Genomic DNA, 22,136 nt, shown 5'->3' on the forward strand with positions numbered 1-22,136 from the left:
CGGTCCGGGCGGATCCCCGCACGGACGCGACCGCGTCCCCGTACGGCCCCGACCGGATTCCCTCACGTCCCCGACCGGATCCGCCGGGCCGCGAAGCCGTCGGGCGGACCGCCCCGCACGGCCCGGTCCGCCCGCTCCCCCACCCGCCGGCGCGCGCCGGCCCTCAGCCGTGCGCCGCCGCCAGATGCTTCGCGAGCCTCGGCGACGCGAACTCCGTGCCGCACACGAAGCGCATCACCGGACCGTACGAGGACGCCGCCGGCAGCCCCGTGAAGTACAGGCCCGGAACGGACGACACATACCCCGCGCCGAGCCGCGGCGCGCCCCGGCTCACCGCCAGACGGGTCCGCAGCCCGTGGCCGAGGAAGTCCATCGCGGCGATGTCCACCCGATATCCCGTCGCCGCGATCACATGGTCCGCGGTCACCTCCTCCGTGCGGCCCGAGTGGGTCAGGACCGTCAGGGCCGGGCCGTCCGGCGAGACCGAGGCGCGGACGACGCGGGCGACCTCGCTGACCTGCACCGCGCCCGCGAACCGGTCCTCGAGCCACCACGCGCCGAGCGGGCCGAGCACCCGGCGGACCAGGTAGTGGCGGGCCTGGTCGGGCAGGAAGCGGTACGGATGCGGGTAGTGGCTCAGCGCCCACAGCGACCAGGCGCGTCCGAACGGCGACTCGGGGCGCAGCCTCGGCTGCTTCCACGGGGGCGCGCCGAAGGCGACCCGGCCGTGCCCCCGGGAGACGACCCGCACCCGCGCGCCCGCCTCCGCGGCGAGGGCCGCCGTCTCCAGCGCGGACTGTCCCGCGCCGATCACGACCAGCTCCTTGCCGCGGAACCGGGTCAGGTCGTGGTGCTGGGAGCTGTGGGAGATCGGGCCGGTGGGCGCCGGTCCGTCCGCCGCCGCGCCCAGCTCGGGCGGGAGGTGGGCCAGTCCGGACAGGCCGGTCGCCACCACGACCGCCCGGGCCGTGAACTGCTCGCCCGAGTCCAGTTTCAGGTCGAAGCCGCCGTGCGGGCGGCGGTCCACGGACACCACCCGGACCCGCTCCAGCTCGGGCACCAGCTTGTGCTGGAACCACTCCCCGTAGGCGATGAAGGTGTCGACCGGGATGATGTCCTCGTCGCTCACCAGCCGTGGGACGCCGGCCGCGTCGCAGTAGTCGGCCAGGGTGTGGCCCCGCTGGGGCGCGTCGAGGCTGGAGGCGGCGGGTGTCGACTTCAGGAGCATGCCCTCGGGCATGTGGTCCCGCCAGCTCACCATGGGCTCGCCGAAGACCCGTACCGGGATGCCGCGGGCCCGCAGATGGGCGGCGGTGGACAGGCCGAACGGCCCGGCGCCGATGACTGCTACCGGTTGAATCACGAAGTCCCTCCCCAGGACGCGTGTTGCCTACTTCGTGGTGTCACCTGGCCGAGCCGGGCCGACTCGCCCGCGCTCGTGGTGCTGTGCTGCCGCGGCGGCTGGTGCGCCACAGCTGGTAGAAGTGTCTGGCTCCCGGCCCGACGGAGCGCGCGAGCATGGTGAAGAAGGGCCCCAGGTCGTCCCCGGCGAGCCAGGCCAGCTCCGTGCCGCTGGCTCGGGACGGGGCGTGCGGTGTCGTGTACCCGCTGCGGCGGTAGGCGAGCAGGGCGGGCAGGTCGATGTTCTCCACGGTGTACCGGTGGCCGGCGCGCTGCTCCGCCTGCGGAACGGTGCGGCCCGTCAGATCGAGGTGCATGGCCCGCACGACGTCCACGCCCGCCTCGTTCTCGAAGAGCCGGAACTGGGCGCCCATCCGCGGGTTGAAGTCGAGCAGTTTGTACCGGCCGTCGCGGCGGTCATGGCGCAGGTCGAGGTCGACGACGCCGGTGAAGCCGATCTGTTTGACGAAACGCGCGGCGAGATCCGCGAGTTCCGGGTTGTCCACGACGTACGCGGTGGCGGTCATGCCCGCGTGCGGCGGCCAGGAGCGGACCTTGACCCCGGTGAACATCGCGAGGGGGGTCGAGTCCCGGCCGAAGTAGGCGTGCACGATCCAGTCCTCCGCCCGCTCCCGCGGCAGGTACTCCTGGAGGATCACCCCGGGCCGCTCGCCCCAGTCGCGGGCGAGGGCGAGCAGGCCCTCGGGGGTGGAGATCCTCGTCGTGCCGTTCACGGCGGGCCGTTCACGGCGCACGAACGCCTCCCGGTTCTTGGCCACCACCGGGAAGCTCGCCTGCCGGGCGAAGCGCACGATGTCGTCGTACGACCGAGGGAAGGCCGCCTGAGGGCTCGGGATGCCGTGTTCCCCGCACAGGTCGTGCAGAGACTGCTTGCTGGCGAGGCGGCGTGGGAGCCGCGCGTCCACCTTCGGGAACAGGAAGGAGCCGTCCAGGGCGTCCTGGTGCTCCGCGATCAGGACCGCGGCCTCCTCGTCGGTGGGGACGAGGACCGTCGGCCGGCCGATGCGGCGGGCGATGCGCAGCAGGCCCTCCACGAGCCGCTCCGCGTGCTCCGTCCCGGTGGTCGGCCACACGAAGGCGCGCCGCAGGTACCGGGAGGCGGCGGCCGGCGTGTAGGGGTCCTCGGTGATGGCGTACACGGGTATGCCGAGCCGTCCCAGGCTGCGGATGGCGCCCACGCCGCCGTGGTGCAGTGGATAGTCGCCGAACTTCACGATGAGCGCCGGGACGTCGCGGTCCGCTTCGAACGGCACGCCGCCGGTGCTCCTGGCCACGGGTCCCCCCACGTGTCCCCCTTAGAGACCGGACCCACCCCGTCCGCGTCTCCAAAGACGCTAAGCCGGAACTATCGGTTCCGACAAGGCCCAATCGGACATTGCGAACTCTTGAGGCCCCCCGGGGCGGCTCATTTGTAACGTGAGCGGCGACCACATCGCACGCACCACCCGCACGGCCACCTGAAGTGCACGAAAGCGAGGCAGTATCCATGCCCCCCTTCGATCTCCCCGAGGGCGACCCCTTCGGCCCGCACAACCTTCCCTACGGCGTGTTCTCGCCCGCGGGCTCCGACGAGCGGAGAGTCGGCGTCCGGCTGGGGGACCACGTGCTCGACGCGGGCGCGGCCGCGCGGGTCCTCGGCTCCCCGTACGCCTCCCTGCTGGCCCAGCCGTCCCTCGGGCCGCTGCTGGCGGCCGGCCGCACCGCGTGGTCCGACGTCCGCCGGGCGCTGACCGCGTGGGTGACGGTGCCCGCGCACCGGGAGGCCGTCGCGCCCCTGCTGCACCCGCTGGCCGAGGTCGACCTGCACCTCCCCTTCGAGGTCGCCGACTACGTCGACTTCTACGCCTCCGAGAACCACGCCCGCAACGTCGGCCAGATCTTCCGGCCGGACGCCGAGGACTCCCTCACCCCCAACTGGAAGCACCTGCCGATCGGATACCACGGCCGGTCGGGCACCGTCGTGGTGTCGGGCACCGACATCGTGCGGCCCCGGGGCCAGCGCAAGGCACCCACGGACCCCGCCCCGGTGTTCGGGCCCTCCGTCCGGCTGGACATCGAGGCGGAGGTCGGCTTCGTGGTGGGCGCGCCGTCCGCGATGGGCCGTCCGGTGCCGCTGTCGGCCTTCCGGGACCACGTGTTCGGGCTGTGCCTGCTCAACGACTGGTCGGCGCGGGACGTCCAGGCCTGGGAGTACGTGCCGCTCGGCCCCTTCCTCGGCAAGTCGTTCGCCACCTCGGTGTCGGCGTGGATCACCCCGCTGGACGCGCTGGAGGAGGCGCGGGTGCGGCCGCCGGAGCGCACGCATCCGCTGCTGCCGTACCTCGACGACGCGAGCGAGGAGCCCTCGGGCTACGACCTGCGCATCTCCGTCGCGATCAACGGCCATGTGGTGTCCGAGCCCCCGTTCTCGACCATGTACTGGACGGCGGCGCAGCAGCTGGCGCACATGACGGTGAACGGGGCGTCGCTGCGCACCGGCGACCTGTACGGGTCGGGCACGGTGAGCGGCTCGGCCGAGCAACAGCGCGGCTCGCTCCTCGAACTGACCTGGAACGGCCGCGAGCCGCTCGAACTCCCGGACGGCAAGCGCACGTTCCTGGAGGACGGGGACGTGGTGACGCTGACGGCATGGGCGCCGGGACCGGACGGCACACGGGTCGGGCTCGGAGAGGTGACCGGACGCGTGGTGGCGGACGCCGGCGACACCGGGTCCGCGTCCACCGGCTGACACGGCCACCGGCGGACCCGCGTCCTGTGCTCACCGCCTCGTCCGAGGGGTGAGCACGGGGGCGCGCCCGGGCCCCTGCCGCCGACCGCGGGGACCCGGTCTCCGGCCGCGGGGACCTGGCCGCGGCCGGCGCGGGAGACCGGGCGGCCGGGCCCGCTCCTCGGGCTACCGGCTACCCCCAGTCCTCCGGCTCCTCCGGCTCCTCCTGGGGCCACTCCGGGTCCGGCTCCTCCTGGGACCACTGCGCGTCGGGGCTCCGCGGCGGTGCCGACGGGCCGCCCGCCGCGTCAGCGGGGCCGTCCAGCGAGGCCAGAACCCCGAGGACGCCCTCCCCGTACGTCGCGAGCTTCTTCTCGCCCACCCCGCCGATACCGCCGAGATCCGCGACCGTCTTCGGCTGCGCGGCCGCGATCTCGCGGAGGGTCGCGTCGTGGAAGATCACATAGGCGGGGACGCCCTGCTCCTTCGCCTGGGCGGCCCGCCAGGAGCGCAGGGCCTCGAAGACGGGGAGCAGCTCCGGCGCGAGTTCGACCGCGGCCTTCGAGGCGCGCTCGCCCTTCGGGGTCGCGGAGCGGGCGGCCGCCGGCCTGGGGGCCTCCTTGCGTAGCGGCACCTCCCGCTCGCGCCGCAGCACCGACCCGCTGGCCTCGGTCAGCACCAGCGTGCCGTACTCGCCCTCGACCGCCAGCAGGCCCTGGGCCAGCAGCTGCCTGATGGCGCCGCGCCACTCGCCCTCGGTCAGCTCCTCGCCGATGCCGAACACCGAGAGCTGGTCGTGGTCGAACTGGATGACCTTGGCCGTGCGCCGCCCCAGCAGGATGTCGACGATCTGCAGCGCGCCGAACTTCTGCCGCCGCTCCCGGTCCAGCCGCCACACGGTGGACAGCACCTTCTGGGCCGCGACCGTCCCGTCCCAGGTCTCGGGCGGCGCCAGGCAGGTGTCGCAGTTGCCGCAGCCGTCCGCCCCGGGCTCCTGGCCGAAGTAGGCGAGCAGCTGGCCGCGCCGGCAGCTGACCGTCTCGCACAGCGCCAGCATCGCGTCCAGGTGCGCCTGGGCGCGGCGGCGGAAGGACTCGTCGCCCTCCCCCGACTGGATCAGCTTGCGCTGCTGGACCACGTCGTTGAGCCCGTACGCCATCCAGGCGGTGGACGGCAGTCCGTCGCGGCCCGCCCGGCCCGTCTCCTGGTAGTAGCCCTCCACCGACTTCGGCAGGTCCAGGTGGGCGACGAAGCGCACGTCCGGCTTGTCGATGCCCATGCCGAACGCGATCGTCGCGACGACGACGAGGCCTTCCTCCCGCAGGAAGCGGGACTGGTGCGCCGCGCGCGTGCCCGCGTCCAGGCCCGCGTGGTACGGCACCGCCGCGACTCCGCTGCGGGTCAGGAACTCGGCGGTCTTGTCCACCGAGTTGCGCGAGAGGCAGTAGACGATGCCCGCGTCGCCCGCGTGCTCCTCGCGCAGGAAGGCCAGCAGCTGCTTCTTCGGGTCGGCCTTGGGGACGATCCGGTACTGGATGTTGGGCCGGTCGAAGCTCGCCACGAAGTGGCGGGCGTCCGGCATGCCGAGCCGCTGGGTGATCTCCAGATGCGTCGCGTGCGTCGCCGTCGCCGTGAGCGCGATCCGGGGGACGTCCGGCCAGCGTTCACCGAGCAGGGACAGCGAGAGGTAGTCGGGCCGGAAGTCGTGGCCCCACTGGGACACGCAGTGCGCCTCGTCGATCGCGAACACCGAGATCTTGCCGCGCGAGAGCAGCTCCTGGGTCGAGTCCAGGCGCAGCCGCTCCGGGGCCAGATAGAGCAGGTCCAGCTCGCCGGCCAGGAATTCCGCCTCCACCAGGCGCCGCTCGTCGAAGTCCTGGGTGGAGTTGACGAACCCGGCGCGCACGCCGAGCGCGCGCAGCGCGTCCACCTGGTCCTGCATGAGCGCGATCAGCGGGGAGACGACCACGCCGGTGCCGGGTCTGACCAGGGCCGGGATCTGGTAGCAGAGCGACTTGCCGCCGCCGGTCGGCATCAGGACGACGGCGTCGCCGCCGGTCACCACATGCTCGATGATCGCTTCCTGCTCGCCGCGGAAGGCCTCGTATCCGAAGACCCGGTGCAGCGTGGCCAGCGCCTCACCGCCGCCGTCCGGCACCGGCCGCGCGTCCGCCTCGGTCATCCCGTTCGTCCCGTCCCTCGCTCGTCCCCCGCGCGTCGTCCCTCGACCACAGCGTCCACGATAGGGGGCGACACCGACAGGCCCCGACTTGTCCACAGGCCACCGACCCGCACGACGGCCCGGCACCCCCCGAGCGGGCACCGGGCCGTCGTGTGCTTGTCAGGCGCCTCAGCGGACGAAGACGCCCGCCTGGTTCGCCAGATCCAGGAAGTACTGCGGTGCCACGCCCAGGACCAGGGTGACCGCGAGACCCACCCCGATCGCCGTCATCGTCAGCGGTGAGGGGACCGCCACGGTGGGGCCCTCGGCCCGCGGCTGACTGAAGAACATCAGCACGATCACCCGGATGTAGAAGAACGCGGCGATCGCCGAGGAGATCACACCGACCACGACCAGCGGCACGGCCCCGCCCTGGGCCGCCGCCTTGAACACGGCGAACTTCCCGGCGAAGCCCGAGGTCAGCGGGATACCGGCGAAGGCCAGCAGGAACACCGCGAACACGGCCGCCACCAGGGGCGACCTGCGCCCCAGTCCGGCCCACTTCGACAGGTGCGTGGCCTCGCCGCCCGCGTCGCGCACGAGGGTGACGACGGCGAAGGCGCCGATCGTCACGAACGAGTACGCGGCCAGGTAGAACAGTACCGAGGACACGCCGTCCCGTGTCGTCGCGATCACGCCGGCCAGGATGAAGCCGGCGTGCGCGATCGAGGAGTAGGCCAGCAGGCGCTTGATGTCGGTCTGGGTGATCGCGACGATCGCGCCACCCAGCATGGTGACGATGGCCACCGCCCACATCACCGGCCGCCAGTCCCAGCGCAGGCCCGGCAGCACGACGTACAGCAGCCGCAGCAGGGCGCCGAACGCCGCCACCTTGGTCGCCGCCGCCATGAAGCCGGTCACCGGGGTGGGCGCGCCCTGGTACACGTCCGGCGTCCACATGTGGAACGGGACCGCGGCCACCTTGAACAGCAGGCCCATCACGATCATCGCGGAGCCGATGAGCAGCAGCGCGTCGTTGCCCATGGTCGCCGCGAGCGCCGGGTCGATGTTCGTGGCCGTCCCGTCGACGACCTGGGCGATCGCCGCGTACGACACCGAGCCCGCGTAGCCGTACAGCAGGGCGATGCCGAACAGCGTGAACGCGGAGGCGAACGCGCCCAGCAGGAAGTACTTGACCGCGGCCTCCTGCGACAGGATCCGCTTGCGGCGGGCCAGGGCGCACAGCAGGTACAGCGGGAGGGAGAAGACCTCCAGGGCGACGAACAGGGTCAGCAGGTCGTTGGCGGAGGGGAAGACAAGCATGCCGCCGACCGCGAACAGCAGCAGGGGGAACGCCTCGGTCGTGGTGAAGCCCGCCTTCACCGCGGCCTGCTCGCTCTCGCTGCCGGGCACGGACGCCGCCTGCGCGGCGAAGGAGTCGACCCGGTTGCCGTGCGCGGCCGGATCCAGGCGCCGCTCGGCGAACGTGAGGACGCCGACCAGGCCGGCCAGCACGATCGTCCCCTGCAGGAACAGGGACGGCCCGTCGACCGCGATCGCCCCCATCGCCGCCACGTGGGCCTTCGTGGTGCCGTACCCACCGCTCGCGAGCGCCACGACCGCGGCGAACGCGGCGGCGAGGGCGACCAGCGACACGAACACCTGCGCGTAGTAGCGGGATCTGCGCGGCACGAACGCCTCGATCAGCACGCCGACGAGCCCGGCACCGATGACGATCAAGGTCGGCGACAATTGGGCGTATTCGATCTTCGGGGCCGGGATCTTCGCGATCGGCTCGGCCGCCGCCGTTGTCCACAGGCTGTGGACGGCTGCTGCGTTCACTTGGCCGCCTCCACCTTGGGCTGGGGGTCTTTCTGGTGTACGTCGGACATGGTCTGCTTGACCGCCGGATCGACGATGTCGGTGAGCGGCTTCGGGTAGACGCCCAGGAAGATCAGCAGGGCGATCAGCGGGGCGACCACCAGCAGCTCGCGTACGCGCAGGTCCGGCATCCGGGCGACCTCCGCCTTCACCGGGCCCGTCATCGTGCGCTGGTAGAGGACGAGGGTGTACAGCGCCGCGAGCACGATGCCGAAGGTGGCGATGACACCGATCACCAGGTGCCGCTCGAAGGTGCCGACCAGGACCAGGAACTCGCTGACGAACGGCGCGAGTCCGGGCAGGGACAGCGTCGCCAGTCCGCCGATCAGGAAGGTGCCGGCGAGCACGGGGGCGACCTTCTGCACACCGCCGTAGTCCGCGATCAGACGCGAGCCGCGGCGCGAGATGAGGAAGCCCGCCACCAGCATCAGCGCGGCGGTCGAGATCCCGTGGTTGACCATGTACAGCGTCGCGCCCGACTGCCCCTGGCTGGTCATCGCGAAGATGCCCAGGACGATGAAGCCGAAGTGCGAGATCGACGCGTATGCCACCAGGCGTTTGATGTCCCGCTGGCCGACCGCCAGCAGCGCGCCGTACAGGACGCTGATGAGCGCGAGGACCAGGATCACGGGCGTCGCCCATGCGCTGGCCTCGGGGAACAGCTGGAGGCAGAAGCGCAGCATCGCGAACGTGCCCACCTTGTCCACGACCGCCGTGATCAGCACGGCGACCGGGGCGGTGGCCTCCCCCATGGCGTTGGGCAGCCAGGTGTGCAGCGGCCACAGCGGCGCCTTCACCGCGAAGGCGAAGAAGAAGCCGAGGAACAGCCAGCGTTCGGTGCCGGTCGCCATGTGGAGCGAGCCGCTCGCCCGCGCCTGCACGATCTCCGTCAGCGAGAAGCTCCCGGTCTGCGTGTACAGGCCGATCACCGCGGCCAGCATGATCAGACCGCCGACCAGGTTGTAGAGGAGGAACTTCACGGCGGCGTACGAGCGCTGCGTGGACGCGGCCTCCTCGCCGTGCTCATGGGCGCGGTCCCCGAAGCCTCCGATGAGGAAGTACATCGGGATGAGCATGGCCTCGAAGAAGATGTAGAAGACGAAGACGTCGGTGGCCTCGAAAGAGATGATCACCATCGCCTCGACGGCCAGGATCAGGGCGAAGAAGCCCTGCGTCGGCCGCCAGCGGGGGCTTCCGGTCTCCAGCGGGTCGGCGTCGTGCCAGCCCGCCAGGAGCACGAACGGGATCAGCAGCGCGGTCAGCGCGACCAGCGCCACCGCGATGCCGTCCACGCCCAGTTCGTAGCGCACGCCGAAGTCCCTGATCCAGGCGTGCGACTCGGTGAACTGGTACCGCGCGCCGCCCGGCTCGAAGCGGGCCGCGACGATCCCGGCGAGCACCAGCGTGGCGAGCGAGACGACGAGCGCCAGCCATTTGGCGGCGGTGCGCCGCGCGGCCGGGACCGCGGCCGTGGCGATGGCGCCCACGGCCGGGAGCGCCGCCGTCGCTGTCAGAAGGGGAAAGGACATCGCTATCAGACCGCCCTCATCAGCAGGGTGACGGCGGCGAGTACCGCCGCGCCGCCGAACATCGAGACGGCGTACGACCGCGCGTAGCCGTTCTGCAGTCGGCGGAGCCGGCCGGAGAGGCCGCCGACCGAGGCCGCCGTGCCGTTGACGACGCCGTCGACCAGGGTGTGGTCCATGTACACCAGGGAGCGGGTGAGGTGCTCCCCGCCGCGCACGAGGACCACGTGGTTGAAGTCGTCCTGGAGCAGATCGCGCCGCGCGGCCCGGGTCAGCAGCGAGCCCCGCGGGGCGACGGCCGGGACCGGTCGGCGGCCGTACTGCGCGTAGGCGATGCCCACGCCGACGACGAGCAGCACCATGGTGGCGATGGTGACGGTCGTGGCACTGACCGGCGAGTCGCCCTCGGAGTGCCCGGTGACCGGCTCCAGCCAGTGCAGGAAACGGTCGCCGATGGAGAAGAACCCGCCCGCGAACACCGAGCCGAAGGCCAGCACGATCATGGGGATCGTCATCACACCGGGCGACTCGTGGGGACGCGGCTCGTGGCCGTCCGCGTCCGGCTGCCAGCGCTTGTCGCCGAAGAACGTCATCAGCATCACGCGCGTCATGTAGTACGCGGTGATGGCCGCGCCGAGCAGGGCGGCTCCGCCCAGGATCCAGCCCTCGGTGCCGCCCTTGGCGAAGGCCGCCTCGATGATCTTGTCCTTGGAGAAGAAGCCGGACAGGCCCGGGAAGCCGATGATGGCGAGATAGCCGAGGCCGAAGGTGACGAAGGTGACCGGCATGTAGGTCCGCAGGCCGCCGTACCGGCGCATGTCGACCTCGTCGTTCATGCCGTGCATGACCGAGCCGGCGCCGAGGAACAGCCCGGCCTTGAAGAAGCCGTGCGTCACCAGGTGCATGATCGCGAAGACGTAGCCGATGGGGCCGAGGCCCGCGGCGAGCACCATGTAGCCGATCTGCGACATCGTCGAGCCGGCCAGCGCCTTCTTGATGTCGTCCTTCGCGCAACCGACGATCGCACCGAACAGGAGCGTGACCGCTCCCACGACGGTGACGACCAGCTGGGCGTCGGGGGCGGCGTTGAAGATCGCGCCCGAGCGGACGATCAGGTACACGCCCGCGGTCACCATCGTGGCGGCGTGGATGAGGGCCGAGACCGGGGTCGGGCCCTCCATCGCGTCCCCGAGCCAGGACTGCAGCGGCACCTGGGCCGACTTGCCGCACGCGGCGAGCAGCAGCATCAGGGCGATGGCGGTGGCCCTGCCCTCGCCGCCCTTGTCAGCGGCGGCGAGGACCGGTCCGAAGGCGAAGGTCCCGAACGTCGTGAACATCAGCATGATCGCGATCGACAGGCCCATGTCGCCGACGCGGTTGACGAGGAACGCCTTCTTCGCCGCGGTCGCCGCGCTGGGCTTGTGCTGCCAGAAGCCGATCAGCAGGTACGACGCGAGACCGACACCTTCCCAGCCGACGTACAGCAGCAGGTAGTTGTCGGCGAGGACGAGCAGCAGCATCGCCGCGAGGAACAGGTTCAGATAGCCGAAGAAGCGGCGCCGGCGCTCGTCGTGCTCCATGTATCCGATCGAGTACACATGGATGAGCGAGCCGACACCGGTGATCAGCAGGACGAACGTCATCGACAGCTGGTCGAGCCGCAGGGTGGCGTCGGCCTGGAAGCCGGCCACCGGGATCCAGCTGAACAGGTGCTGGGTCAGGGTCCGGTGGTCCGCCGCCCTGCCCAGCATGTCGCTGAAGAGGGCGGCGCCGAACAGGAACGAGACGACGGCGAGCGCCGTGCCGATCCAGTGGCCGGCCGCGTCCAGCCTGCGGCCGCCGCACAGCAGGACGGCCGCTCCGAGCAGGGGCGCCGCGATCAGCAGCGCAATCAGGTTCTCCACGATGATTCCGACCCCTTACAGCTTCATCAGGCTGGCGTCGTCGACCGAGGCCGAGTGGCGGGTGCGGAACAGCGACACGATGATCGCCAGCCCGACCACGACCTCCGCGGCGGCGACGACCATCGTGAAGAACGCGATGATCTGGCCGTCCAGGTTGCCGTGCAGCCGGGAGAAGGTGACGAAGGCGAGGTTGCAGGCGTTGAGCATCAGCTCGATGCACATGAACACCACGATCGCGTTCCGCCTGATCAGCACCCCTGTGGCACCGATCGTGAACAACAGGGCGGCGAGATAGAGATAGTTGACCGGGTTCACTTCGACGCCTCCTCGGTCCTCTTGGGCGCGGGCCGCTCGTCCCCGGTCCGCTCCAGGCGTTCGGCCGTGCGCTGCTCCAGCGCCCGCAGATCGGAGATCGCCCGCTCGGACACGTCACGGACCTGGCCGCGGTCGCGCAACGTCTTGCTGACGGACAGCTCGGACGGGGTGCCGTCCGGCAGGAGACCGGCGACGTCCACCGCGTTGTGCCGGGCGTACACGCCGGGGGCGGGCAGCGGCGGGAGCTGCGTGCCCTCCCGCACCCGCTGCTCGGACAGCTCCCGCTGGGTCATGGCCCGCTCGGTGCGCTCCCGGTGGGTGAGCACCATGGCGCCGACCGCGGCCGTGATCAGCAGGGCGCCGGTGATCTCGAAGGCGAACACGTACTTGGTGAAGATGAGGGCGGCCAGGCCCTCCACGTTGCCGTTCGCGTTCGCCCGGCCCACGCCGTCGAAGTCCTTCAGGGAGGCGTTGGCGATGCCCGCGAGGAGCAGGACGCCGAAGCCGACCCCGCACACCAGGGCCAGCCAGCGCTGCCCCTTGATGGTCTCCTTGAGGGAGTCGGCCGCCGTGACGCCGACCAGCATCACCACGAACAGGAACAGCATCATGATCGCGCCGGTGTAGACGACGATCTGCACGATCCCGAGGAAGTAGGCGCCGTTGGCGAGGTAGAAGATCGCCAGCACGATCATGGTGCCGGCCAGGCAGAGCGCGCTGTGCACGGCCTTCTTCATCAAGACGGTGCACAGGGCGCCGATCACCGCGACCGTGCCGAGGACCCAGAACTGGAAGGCCTCTCCGGTGGAGGTGGCGTAGGCGGCGAGCTGCGCGCTCATGCGTCGGCCCCCTGTTCCTGCGGCTTCTCGCCCTGGGAGGCGGCCTGCTGCCGCTCGGTGCCCGGCGCGGCCTCCGTCACCAGGCCCCGGTAGTAGTCCTGCTCGTCCGTCCCCGGGAAGATGGCGTGGGGCGTGTCGACCATGCCCTCCTCCAGACCGGCGAGCAGCTGCTCCTTGGTGTAGATGAGGTCGGCGCGGCTGGAGTCCGCCAGCTCGAACTCGTTCGTCATGGTCAGCGCGCGCGTGGGGCAGGCCTCGATGCACAGCCCGCACAGGATGCAGCGGGCGTAGTTGATCTGGTAGACCCGCCCGTACCGCTCGCCCGGCGAGTAGCGCTCCTCCTCCGTGTTGTCCGCGCCCTCCACGTAGATCGCGTCGGCGGGGCAGGCCCAGGCGCACAGCTCGCAGCCGACGCACTTCTCCAGGCCGTCCGGATGGCGGTTGAGCTGGTGCCGTCCGTGGAACCGCGGGGCCGTGGTCTTCTTCTGCTCCGGGTACTGCTCGGTCAGCCGCTTCTTGAACATGGCCTTGAAGGTCACGCCGAAGCCGGCCACGGGGTTCTGGAAACCGGGTGCGGTCTCCTTGGGCTCCTCAGCCATCGGACGCCTCCTTTCCATCCGAAGATCCGTCACTGACAGTGTCCGACCCACCACTGACAATCAGCTCCCGCTCCCGGTGCGAGCGGCGTCGCGGCACCGGCGGAAGGGTCTGTCCCGGCAGCGGCGGCACGGGGAACCCGCCCGCCATCGGGTCGAACGCGGCGGGCTGTTCGGCGTCCGGCCCGCCCTCCTTGGCCTTCTGGCGGAACATGTCGATGACGAACGACAGCAGCAGCAACGTCAGGACGCCGCCCGCCACGTACAGGGCGATGTCGCCGAATCCGTAGTGCTCGTTGCGCAGGGCCCGCATGGTCGCGACGAGCATCAGCCAGACCACGGAGATCGGGATGAGCACCTTCCAGCCGAGCTTCATCAGCTGGTCGTAGCGGACGCGGGGCAGGGTGCCGCGCAGCCAGATGAAGAAGAACAGCAGCAGCTGGACCTTGATGACGAACCAGAGCAGCGGCCACCAGCCCTGGTTGGCTCCCGCCCAGAAGGAGCTGATCGGCCAGGGTGCCCGCCAGCCGCCCAGGAAGAGCGTGGTCGACACGGCCGAGACGGTCACCATGTTCACGTACTCGGCGAGCATGAACATCGCGAACTTGATCGAGGAGTACTCGGTGTTGAAGCCGCCGACCAGGTCGCCCTCGGACTCCGGCATGTCGAAGGGCGCGCGGTTGGTCTCGCCCACCATCGTGACGATGTAGATGACGAAGGACACCGGCAGCAGCAGGATGTACCAGCGGTCGTGCTGCTGCTCCACGATCGTGGACGTCGACATCGAGCCGGAGTAGAGGAACACGGAGGCGAACGCGGCGCCCATGGCGATCTCGTAGGAGATCATCTGCGCGCAGGAGCGCAGACCGCCGAGCAGCGGGTAGGTGGATCCCGAGCTCCAGCCCGCCAGGACGATGCCGTAGATGCCGACCGAGGCGACCGCGAGGATGTAGAGCATCGCGATCGGCAGGTCGGTGAGCTGCATCGTGGTGCGGTGGCCGAAGATCGAGATCTCGTTGTCGGCGGGTCCGAAAGGGATCACCGCGATCGCCATGAAGGCCGGGACGGCCGCCACGATCGGCGCGAGGACGTAGACCACCTTGTCCGCGCGCTTGACGATGACGTCTTCCTTGAGCATCAGCTTCACGCCGTCGGCGAGCGACTGGAGCATGCCCCAGGGGCCGTGCCGGTTGGGGCCGATGCGCAGCTGCATCCAGGCGACGACCTTGCGCTCCCACACGATGGAGAACAGCACGGTCACCATCAGGAAGGCGAAGCAGAACACCGCCTTGACGACGACCAGCCACCATGGGTCGCGGCCGAACATGGAGAGGTCCTGGGCGGCGAGATACGGGCTCATGCCTCCACCTCCTTGGGGGCGCCGGTGTCTGCGGTCGCCGGGCCGATGCGGACGAGGGTGCCGGGCTGTGCCCCGGTGTCGGAGGCGACGCCGCCACCCGTGGAGTTCAGCGGGAGCCAGACGACGCGGTCGGGCATGTCGGTGATCTGCAGCGGGAGGGCGACGGTGCCGGCGGGGCCGGTCACCGCCAGGGCGTCGCCGTCCTTGACGCCCGACTCCGCGGCGGTGGCGGCCGACACCCGCGCGCGTGCCGCGTGCCGCGTGCCGGCGAGCGCGTCGTCGCCCTCCTGGAGGCGGCCGAGGTCGAGCAGCAGCCGGTGGCCGGCGAGCACCGCCTCCCCGGCCGCCGGGCGCGGCGGTTGCGTGCCGATCTCCAGCGGGTTGGCGGCTCCCGGACCGTCCCAGGTGCCGAGCCGGTCCAGTTCGGCGCGCGCGGTGCGCAGGTCGGGCAGCCCCAGGTGGACGTCCATGGCGTCGGCGAGCATCTGCAGGACGCGCAGGTCGGTGGGCGCCAGCGAGCGCGTCATCTGCTCCGGCTTGAGCGCGGCGTCGAACATCCGCGCGCGGCCTTCCCAGTTCAGGAAGGTGCCGGCCTTCTCGGGGGCCGCCGCGACCGGCAGCACCACGTCCGCCTGCTCGGTGACCTCGCTCGGTCGCAGTTCCAGCGAGACGAGGAAGTCCACCGCGGACAGCGCCTCACGCGCGCGTGCCGGGTCGGGCAGGTCGGCGACGCCGACCCCGGCGACCACCAGGGCGCTCAGTTCGCCGGTCGTGGCCGCCGCCAGGATCTGGCTCGTGTCCCGGCCGTGGCCGAGCGGGAGTTCGGGCAGGTGCCACACGGCGGCGACCTCGTCGCGCGCGCGGGGGTCGGTGGCCGGGCGTCCGCCCGGCAGCAGCGTGGGCAGCGCGCCCACCTCGATCGCGCCGCGCTCCCCGGCCCGGCGCGGGATCCAGACCAGTGCGGCGCCGGTCGCGGCGGCGGTGCGGACGGCGGCCGTCAGTCCTCCGGCGACGCCGGCGAGGCGTTCGCCGACGATGATCACGGAGCCGCTCGTGCGCAGGGCCTCGGCGGCCCGCCTGCCGTCCTCGTCCAGGCCGACCTTGCCGGCCAGCGCGTCCAACCACTCGGTCTCGGTGCCGGGCGCGGCAGGCAGCAGGGTGCCCCCGGCCTTCGTCAGGCCCCGGGTGGCGTGCGTGGCCAGCGAGAAGACCTGCTGTCCGTGACGGCGCCAGGCCTTGCGCAGCCGCAGGAAGACCCCGGGCGCCTCCTCCTCGGACTCGAATCCCACGAGCAGGACGGCGGGCGCCTGCTCCAGTGCGGTGTGGGTGACGCCGGTGCCGTCGAGGTCCCGGCCGCGGCCCGCGACGCGGGCGGCCAGGAAGTCGGCCTCCTCGGCGCTGTGCACCCGGGCGCGGAAGTCGATGTCGTTGGTCTCCAGGGCCACCCGGGCGAACTTGGAGTACGCGTAGGCGTCCTCGACGGTGAGCCGTCCGCCGGTCAGCACACCGGCCCGGCCCCGTGCCTGGAGCAGACCGTGGGCGGCGGCCTCCAGGGCCTGGGGCCAGGAGGCGGGCTCCAGTTCACCGGAGCGGCCCCGGACCAGCGGGGTGTCGATCCGGTCCCTCAGCTGGGCGTAGCGGAACGCGAACCGCCCCTTGTCGCAGATCCACTCCTCGTTGACCTCGGGGTCGTTCGCGGCCAGGCGCCGCATGATCTTGCCGCGCCGGTGGTCGGTGCGGGTGGCGCAGCCCGAGGAGCAGTGCTCGCACACGGACGGCGAGGACACCAGGTCGAAGGGGCGGGAGCGGAAGCGGTAGGCCGCCGAGGTGAGCGCGCCCACCGGGCAGATCTGGATGGTGTTCCCGGAGAAGTAGGACTCGAAGGGGTCGCCCTCGCCGGTGCCGACCTGCTGGAGGGCGCCCCGCTCGACCAGTTCGATCATCGGATCGCCCGCGATCTGGTTCGAGAACCGGGTGCAGCGCGCGCACAGCACGCACCGCTCCCGGTCGAGCAGCACCTGTGTGGAGATGGCGACGGGCTTCTCGTACGTCCGTTTGCGGCCCTCGAACCGGGACTCGGCGTTGCCGTGCGACATGGCCTGGTTCTGCAGCGGGCACTCGCCGCCCTTGTCGCAGACCGGGCAGTCCAGCGGGTGGTTGATGAGCAGCAGCTCCATCACACCCTTCTGGGCCTTCTCGGCCGCGGGCGAGGTGAGGTGGGTCTTCACCACCATCCCGTCCGTGCAGGTGATCGTGCAGGACGCCATGGGCTTGCGCTGGCCCTCGACCTCGACGATGCACTGGCGGCAGGCACCCGCCGGGTCGAGCAGCGGGTGGTCGCAGAACCGGGGGATCTCGATGCCGAGCTGCTCGGCGGCGCGGATGACCAGGGTGCCCTTGGGCACGCTGATCTCGGCGCCGTCGATCGTCAGCGTGACGAGGTCCTCGGGCGGGACGGCCGCCTGGCCCCCTCCCGTGGGAGCGCTGGTGGTCACGGTCATGCGGTCACCTCCGCGGGCTTGTCCGCCCAGGCCGTGGACTGGGCGGGGTCGAAAGGGCAGCCCCGGCCCGTGATGTGGTCCTCGTACTCCGCGCGGAAGTACTGGAGGGAGGAGAAGATCGGCGAGGCGGCGCCGTCGCCGAGGGCGCAGAAGGACTTGCCGTTGATGTTGTCGGCGATGTCGGCGAGCTTGTCGAGGTCGGACATCGCGCCCTTGCCCGCCTCGATGTCCCGCAGCAGCTGGACGAGCCAGTAGGTCCCCTCGCGGCAGGGCGTGCACTTGCCGCAGGACTCGTGGGCGTAGAACTCGGTCCAGCGGGTGACGGCGCGGACCACGCAGGTCGTCTCGTCGAAGCACTGCAGGGCCTTGGTGCCGAGCATGGAGCCGGCGGCGCCCACACCCTCGTAGTCCAGCGGGACGTCGAGGTGCTCGTCGGTGAACATGGGCGTCGAGGAGCCGCCCGGCGTCCAGAACTTGAGGCGGTGGCCGGGCCGCATGCCGCCGCTCATGTCGAGCAGCTGGCGCAGGGTGATGCCGAGCGGGGCCTCGTACTGGCCGGGGCTCGCCACATGGCCGCTGAGGGAGTAGAGGGTGAAGCCCGGGGACTTCTCGCTGCCCATCGAACGGAACCAGTCCTTGCCCCGGTTCAGGATCGCGGGAACCGACGCGATCGACTCCACGTTGTTCACGACGGTGGGGCACGCGTACAGGCCCGCGACGGCCGGGAAGGGGGGACGCAGTCGCGGCTGGCCGCGCCGGCCCTCCAGGGAGTCGAGCAGCGCGGTCTCCTCACCGCAGATGTACGCGCCCGCGCCCGCGTGCACGGTGAGTTCGAGGTCGAGGCCGCTGCCCAGGACGTCCTTGCCGAGGTAGCCGGCCTCATAGGCCTCGCGCACGGCCGAGTGCAGCCGCCGCAGCACGGGGACGACCTCGCCCCGCAGGTAGATGAAGGCGTGCGAGGACCTGATCGCGTAGCACGCGATGACGATGCCCTCGATGAGGCTGTGCGGGTTGGCGAAGAGGAGCGGGATGTCCTTGCAGGTCCCGGGCTCCGACTCGTCGGCGTTGACCACCAGGTAGTGCGGTTTGCCGTCGCCCTGCGGGATGAACTGCCACTTCATCCCCGTCGGGAATCCCGCGCCCCCGCGGCCGCGCAGCCCCGAGTCCTTGACGTAGGCGATCAGGTCGTCGGGCGACATGGCGAGCGCCTTGCGCAGCCCCTCGTACCCCTCGTGCCGCCGGTAGGTGTCCAGCGTCCAGGGCTCCTCCTCGTCCCAGAAGGCCGACAGCACCGGGACCAGCAGCTTCTCGGCGCTGCTGTCCCCGTCGCCCTCGAACCGGCCGGCGCGGGAGGTGCCTCCGTCCTCGGTGGTCACCGTCATCACTCCCCCTCCTCTGCGACGGGACCCGCCGGATGGGCGGGGTCGGAGGCCGATGTGTCCTGCGGGGCGTCGTGCGAGCTGAGGTGCTCGCCCGGCGAGGCCTCGTGCGCCCGGCCCTCGCGCTGTTCGTCGTGCGGACCTCCGTCGCGCGGGTGCACCACGCGCGCGGCGCCGGTCTCCCCCTTCGCCAGCCGCAGTCCGACGAGGGAGGCGGGACCCGCGCCGCCGGTCGCCTCGGTGGCGCCGTCCCGTTCGTCGGGGAAGCCGGCGAGGATCCGGGAGGTCTCCTTGAAGGTGCACAGCGGGGCGCCCCGGGTGGGCTGGACCGGGCGTCCCGCCCGCAGGTCGTCCACCAGCCGCTTGGCGCCGTCGGGGGTCTGGTTGTCGAAGAACTCCCAGTTGACCATCACGACCGGCGCGAAGTCGCAGGCCGCGTTGCACTCGATGTGCTCCAGGGTGACCTTGCCGTCCTCGGTGGTCCCGCCGTTGCCGACGCCGAGGTGGTCCTGGAGGGCGGAGAAGATCGCGTCCCCGCCCATCACGGCGCAGAGGGTGTTGGTGCAGACGCCCACCTGGTAGTCGCCGCCGGGCCCCCGGCGGTACATGGTGTAGAAGGTGGCGACCGCGGTGACCTCGGCCGTGGTCAGGTCGAGCAGGTCCGCGCAGAACCGCATCCCGGTGCGTGTGACATGCCCTTCCTGCGACTGCACGAGATGCAGCAGCGGCAGGAGCGCGGAACGGGAGTCGGGGTAGCGCGCGATGATCTCGCGCGCGTCCGCCTCCAGCCGGGCTCGCACGTCGTCCGGGTAGTCGGGCGCGGGCAGTTCGGGCATGCCCAGGCTGACGCCCCGCTCCGAAGAACTGGTGGTCACCGGTCGACGCCTCCCATCACGGGGTCGATGGACGCGACGGCGACGATCACGTCGGCGACCTGGCCGCCCTCGCACATCGCCGCCATGGCCTGAAGATTGGTGAAGGACGGGTCGCGGAAGTGGACCCGGTAGGGACGGGTGCCGCCGTCGGACACGACGTGCACGCCGAGTTCGCCCTTGGGCGACTCGACTGCCGTGTACGCCTGGCCCGGCGGGACGCGGAAGCCCTCGGTCACCAGCTTGAAGTGGTGGATCAGGGCCTCCATGGAGGTGCCCATGATCTTCTTGATGTGGTCGAGGGAGTTGCCGAGCCCGTCCGGTCCCAGGGCGAGCTGGGCCGGCCAGGCGATCTTCTTGTCGGCGACCATGACCGGGCCGGGCTGCAGCCGGTCCAGGCACTGCTCGACGATCCTGAGCGACTGGCGCATCTCCTCCAGGCGGATCAGGAAGCGGCCGTAGGCGTCGCAGGTGTCGGCGGTCGGGACGTCGAAGTCGTAGGTCTCGTAGCCGCAGTAGGGCTGGGTCTTGCGCAGGTCGTGCGGCAGGCCCGCGGAGCGCAGGATCGGGCCGGTGACTCCGAGGGCCATGCAGCCGGCCAGGTCGAGGTAGCCGATGTCCTGCATGCGGGCCTTGAAGATGGGGTTCCCGGTGGCGAGCTTGTCGTACTCCGGGAGGTTCTTCTTCATCTTCTTGACGAACTCGCGGATCTGGTCGACCGCGCCGGGCGGCAGGTCCTGGGCGAGGCCGCCGGGCCGGACGAAGGCGTGGTTCATCCGCAGGCCGGTGATCAGCTCGTAGATGTCGAGGATCAGTTCGCGGTCGCGGAAGCCGTAGATCATGATGGTGGTCGCGCCGAGTTCCATACCGCCGGTGGCGATGCACACCAGGTGCGACGACATCCGGTTCAGCTCCATCAGGAGCACCCGCAGGATCGTGGCGCGGTCCGGTACCTCGTCCTCGATGCCGAGGAGTTTCTCGACCGCGAGGCAGTAGGCCGTCTCGTTGAAGAACGGCGTCAGGTAGTCCATGCGCGTCACGAACGTGGTGCCCTGGGTCCACGTGCGGTACTCGAGGTTCTTCTCGATGCCGGTGTGGAGGTAGCCGATGCCGCAGCGGGCCTCGGTGACGGTCTCGCCGTCGATCTCCAGGATGAGCCGGAGCACGCCGTGCGTGGACGGATGCTGGGGCCCCATGTTGACGATGAGGCGTTCGTCGTCGGCGCGGGCCGCGGACCGGACGACCTCGTCCCAGTCGCCGCCGGTCACCGTGTGGACGATGCCCTCGGTCGTCTCGCGCGAGGAGGCGGAGGACGGAGTCTGCGTGCTCATGAGTAGGACCTCCGCTGGTCCGGAGCCGGGATCTGGGCGCCCTTGTACTCGATGGGGATGCCGCCGAGGGGGTAGTCCTTGCGCTGCGGGAAGCCCTGCCAGTCGTCGGGCATCATGATCCGCGTCAGCGCGGGGTGCCCGTCGAAGACCAGGCCGAAGAAGTCGTAGGTCTCGCGCTCGTGCCAGTCGTTGGTGGGGTAGACGCCGACGAGCGAGGGGATGTGCGGGTCGCTGTCGGGGGCGCTGACCTCCAGCCGGATCAACCGGTTGTGGGTGATCGAGCGCAGGTGGTAGACGGCGTGCAGCTCGCGGCCCTTGTCACCGGGGTAGTGCACTCCGCTCACGCCCGTGCACAGCTCGAAGCGCAGCGCGGGGTCGTCGCGGAGGGTCTGGGCGACGGTGACCAGGTACTCGCGTTCGACGTGGAACGTCAGCTCGCCGCGGTCGACGACCGTCCGGTCCAGGGCGTTGCCGACGACGAGGCCCTGTTCCTCCAGGGCGCCCTCCAGCTCGTCGGCGACCTCGTCGAACCAGCCGCCGTAGGGGCGGGTGGCCGCGCCCGGGAGCCGGATCGAGCGGACGAGGCCGCCGTAGCCGGAGGTGTCGGCGCCGCCGGCGGCGCCGAACATGCCGCGCTGGACGCGGATCTCCTCGCCGCCCGCGCCGCGCATGCCGGGGAGGTTCGCGGCCGCGAGGTCCTTCTCGGGGTTGACGCCGTTGCCGCGCGCGGACCCGTTCGCGCCGTTCGCGCTGTCGCCCGGTGTGTTCGATCCGTCGCTCATCGCAGCAGCCCCTTCATCTCGATCATCGGGAGGGCCTTGAGCGCCGCTTCCTCCGCCTCCCGGGCCGCCTCCTCGGCGTTGACGCCGAGCTTGGAGTTCTGGATCTTGTGGTGCAGCTTGAGGATCGCGTCCATCAGCATCTCGGGCCGCGGCGGACAGCCGGGCAGGTAGATGTCCACGGGGACGATGTGGTCGACGCCCTGGACGATCGCGTAGTTGTTGAACATGCCGCCCGAGGACGCGCAGACCCCCATGGAGATCACCCACTTGGGGCTGGGCATCTGGTCGTAGACCTGCCGCAGGACGGGCGCCATCTTCTGGCTGACCCGGCCCGCCACGATCATGAGGTCCGCCTGGCGGGGCGAGCCGCGGAAGACCTCCATGCCGAAGCGCGCCAGGTCGTAGCGGCCCGCGCCGGTGGTCATCATCTCGATGGCGCAGCAGGCGAGGCCGAAGGTGGCGGGGAAGACGGACGCCTTGCGCACCCAGCCCGCGGCCTGCTCGACGGTGGTCAGAAGGAATCCGCTCGGCAGCTTTTCTTCGAGTCCCATGACTAAAGG

Annotated in this window: 17 protein-coding genes; 1 reads left to right on the forward strand and 16 read right to left on the reverse strand. The window is 71.1% G+C overall.

All coding sequences use genetic code 11. From position 1 onward, the window contains the following. Positions 1-163: 163 nt before the first annotated feature. Positions 164-1,363 carry an FAD-dependent oxidoreductase gene (locus AB0C59_RS01260; RefSeq protein WP_363000032.1) on the reverse strand — a complete coding sequence of 400 codons (1,200 nt, stop codon included), beginning with the start codon at positions 1,361-1,363 and terminating at the stop codon, positions 164-166. A gap of 40 nt (positions 1,364-1,403) precedes the next feature. Continuing rightward, a complete protein-coding gene (locus AB0C59_RS01265) occupies positions 1,404-2,675 on the reverse strand; it encodes an ATP-grasp domain-containing protein (RefSeq protein ID WP_363000033.1) in 1,272 nt (423 codons plus the stop codon). 233 nt (positions 2,676-2,908) lie between these two features. Here AB0C59_RS01265 and fahA point away from each other — a divergent pair, with 233 nt between their 5' ends. Then, positions 2,909-4,150 (forward strand): fumarylacetoacetase, encoded by a 1,242-nt coding sequence (gene fahA / locus AB0C59_RS01270; protein ID WP_363000034.1) that lies wholly within the window; start codon positions 2,909-2,911, stop codon positions 4,148-4,150. 172 nt (positions 4,151-4,322) lie between these two features. On the opposite strand, the gene recQ is transcribed toward fahA, so the two are convergent. The 14 genes from recQ to AB0C59_RS01340 form a co-directional block, all read right to left on the reverse strand. Further along, positions 4,323-6,311, reverse strand: coding sequence for a DNA helicase RecQ (recQ, locus tag AB0C59_RS01275; protein ID WP_363000035.1), 1,989 nt, complete (start codon positions 6,309-6,311; stop codon positions 4,323-4,325). Between the two features lie 168 nt (positions 6,312-6,479). Then, a complete protein-coding gene (gene nuoN, locus AB0C59_RS01280) occupies positions 6,480-8,132 on the reverse strand; it encodes an NADH-quinone oxidoreductase subunit NuoN (protein ID WP_363000036.1) in 1,653 nt (550 codons plus the stop codon). After that, positions 8,129-9,700 (reverse strand): NADH-quinone oxidoreductase subunit M, encoded by a 1,572-nt coding sequence (locus AB0C59_RS01285; protein WP_363000037.1) that lies wholly within the window; start codon positions 9,698-9,700, stop codon positions 8,129-8,131. The genes nuoN and AB0C59_RS01285 overlap by 4 nt, the downstream gene beginning before the upstream one ends. 5 nt (positions 9,701-9,705) lie before the next feature. Next, positions 9,706-11,601 carry an NADH-quinone oxidoreductase subunit L gene (gene nuoL / locus AB0C59_RS01290; protein WP_363000038.1) on the reverse strand — a complete coding sequence of 632 codons (1,896 nt, stop codon included), beginning with the start codon at positions 11,599-11,601 and terminating at the stop codon, positions 9,706-9,708. A 15-nt stretch (positions 11,602-11,616) separates the two neighbouring features. Next, entirely contained in the window at positions 11,617-11,916 is a 300-nt protein-coding gene (gene nuoK, locus AB0C59_RS01295; RefSeq protein WP_076093711.1) for an NADH-quinone oxidoreductase subunit NuoK, read from the reverse strand. Then, the gene (locus AB0C59_RS01300) at positions 11,913-12,755 is read right to left on the reverse strand and encodes an NADH-quinone oxidoreductase subunit J (RefSeq protein ID WP_363000039.1); all 843 of its coding nucleotides are present in this window, start codon (positions 12,753-12,755) and stop codon (positions 11,913-11,915) included. The genes nuoK and AB0C59_RS01300 overlap by 4 nt, the downstream gene beginning before the upstream one ends. Continuing rightward, complete coding sequence (gene nuoI / locus AB0C59_RS01305) at positions 12,752-13,354, reverse strand: NADH-quinone oxidoreductase subunit NuoI (protein ID WP_363000040.1); 603 nt, start codon at positions 13,352-13,354, stop codon at positions 12,752-12,754. The genes AB0C59_RS01300 and nuoI overlap by 4 nt, the downstream gene beginning before the upstream one ends. Then, positions 13,347-14,711 carry an NADH-quinone oxidoreductase subunit NuoH gene (nuoH, locus tag AB0C59_RS01310; RefSeq protein WP_363000041.1) on the reverse strand — a complete coding sequence of 455 codons (1,365 nt, stop codon included), beginning with the start codon at positions 14,709-14,711 and terminating at the stop codon, positions 13,347-13,349. The genes nuoI and nuoH overlap by 8 nt, the downstream gene beginning before the upstream one ends. Then, complete coding sequence (locus tag AB0C59_RS01315; RefSeq protein ID WP_363000042.1) at positions 14,708-17,212, reverse strand: NADH-quinone oxidoreductase subunit G; 2,505 nt, start codon at positions 17,210-17,212, stop codon at positions 14,708-14,710. Before AB0C59_RS01315 ends, nuoH begins: the two co-directional genes overlap by 4 nt. Continuing rightward, on the reverse strand, positions 17,209-18,594 hold the full coding sequence (nuoF, locus tag AB0C59_RS01320) for an NADH-quinone oxidoreductase subunit NuoF (RefSeq protein WP_363000043.1): 1,386 nt from the start codon (positions 18,592-18,594) through the stop codon (positions 17,209-17,211). Before nuoF ends, AB0C59_RS01315 begins: the two co-directional genes overlap by 4 nt. Further along, positions 18,594-19,466, reverse strand: coding sequence for an NADH-quinone oxidoreductase subunit NuoE (nuoE, locus tag AB0C59_RS01325; protein ID WP_363000044.1), 873 nt, complete (start codon positions 19,464-19,466; stop codon positions 18,594-18,596). The genes nuoF and nuoE overlap by 1 nt, the downstream gene beginning before the upstream one ends. Beyond that, positions 19,463-20,794 (reverse strand): NADH-quinone oxidoreductase subunit D, encoded by a 1,332-nt coding sequence (locus AB0C59_RS01330; RefSeq protein ID WP_363000045.1) that lies wholly within the window; start codon positions 20,792-20,794, stop codon positions 19,463-19,465. Before AB0C59_RS01330 ends, nuoE begins: the two co-directional genes overlap by 4 nt. Continuing rightward, entirely contained in the window at positions 20,791-21,576 is a 786-nt protein-coding gene (locus tag AB0C59_RS01335) for an NADH-quinone oxidoreductase subunit C (protein WP_363000046.1), read from the reverse strand. Before AB0C59_RS01335 ends, AB0C59_RS01330 begins: the two co-directional genes overlap by 4 nt. Further along, positions 21,573-22,127, reverse strand: a complete 555-nt coding sequence (locus AB0C59_RS01340; protein ID WP_363000047.1) for an NADH-quinone oxidoreductase subunit B family protein — start codon at positions 22,125-22,127, stop codon at positions 21,573-21,575. The genes AB0C59_RS01335 and AB0C59_RS01340 overlap by 4 nt, the downstream gene beginning before the upstream one ends. Between the last annotated feature and the right edge of the window lie 9 nt (positions 22,128-22,136).

Source organism: Streptomyces sp. NPDC048664 (assembly GCF_040650555.1).
Lineage (GTDB): Bacteria > Actinomycetota > Actinomycetes > Streptomycetales > Streptomycetaceae > Streptomyces.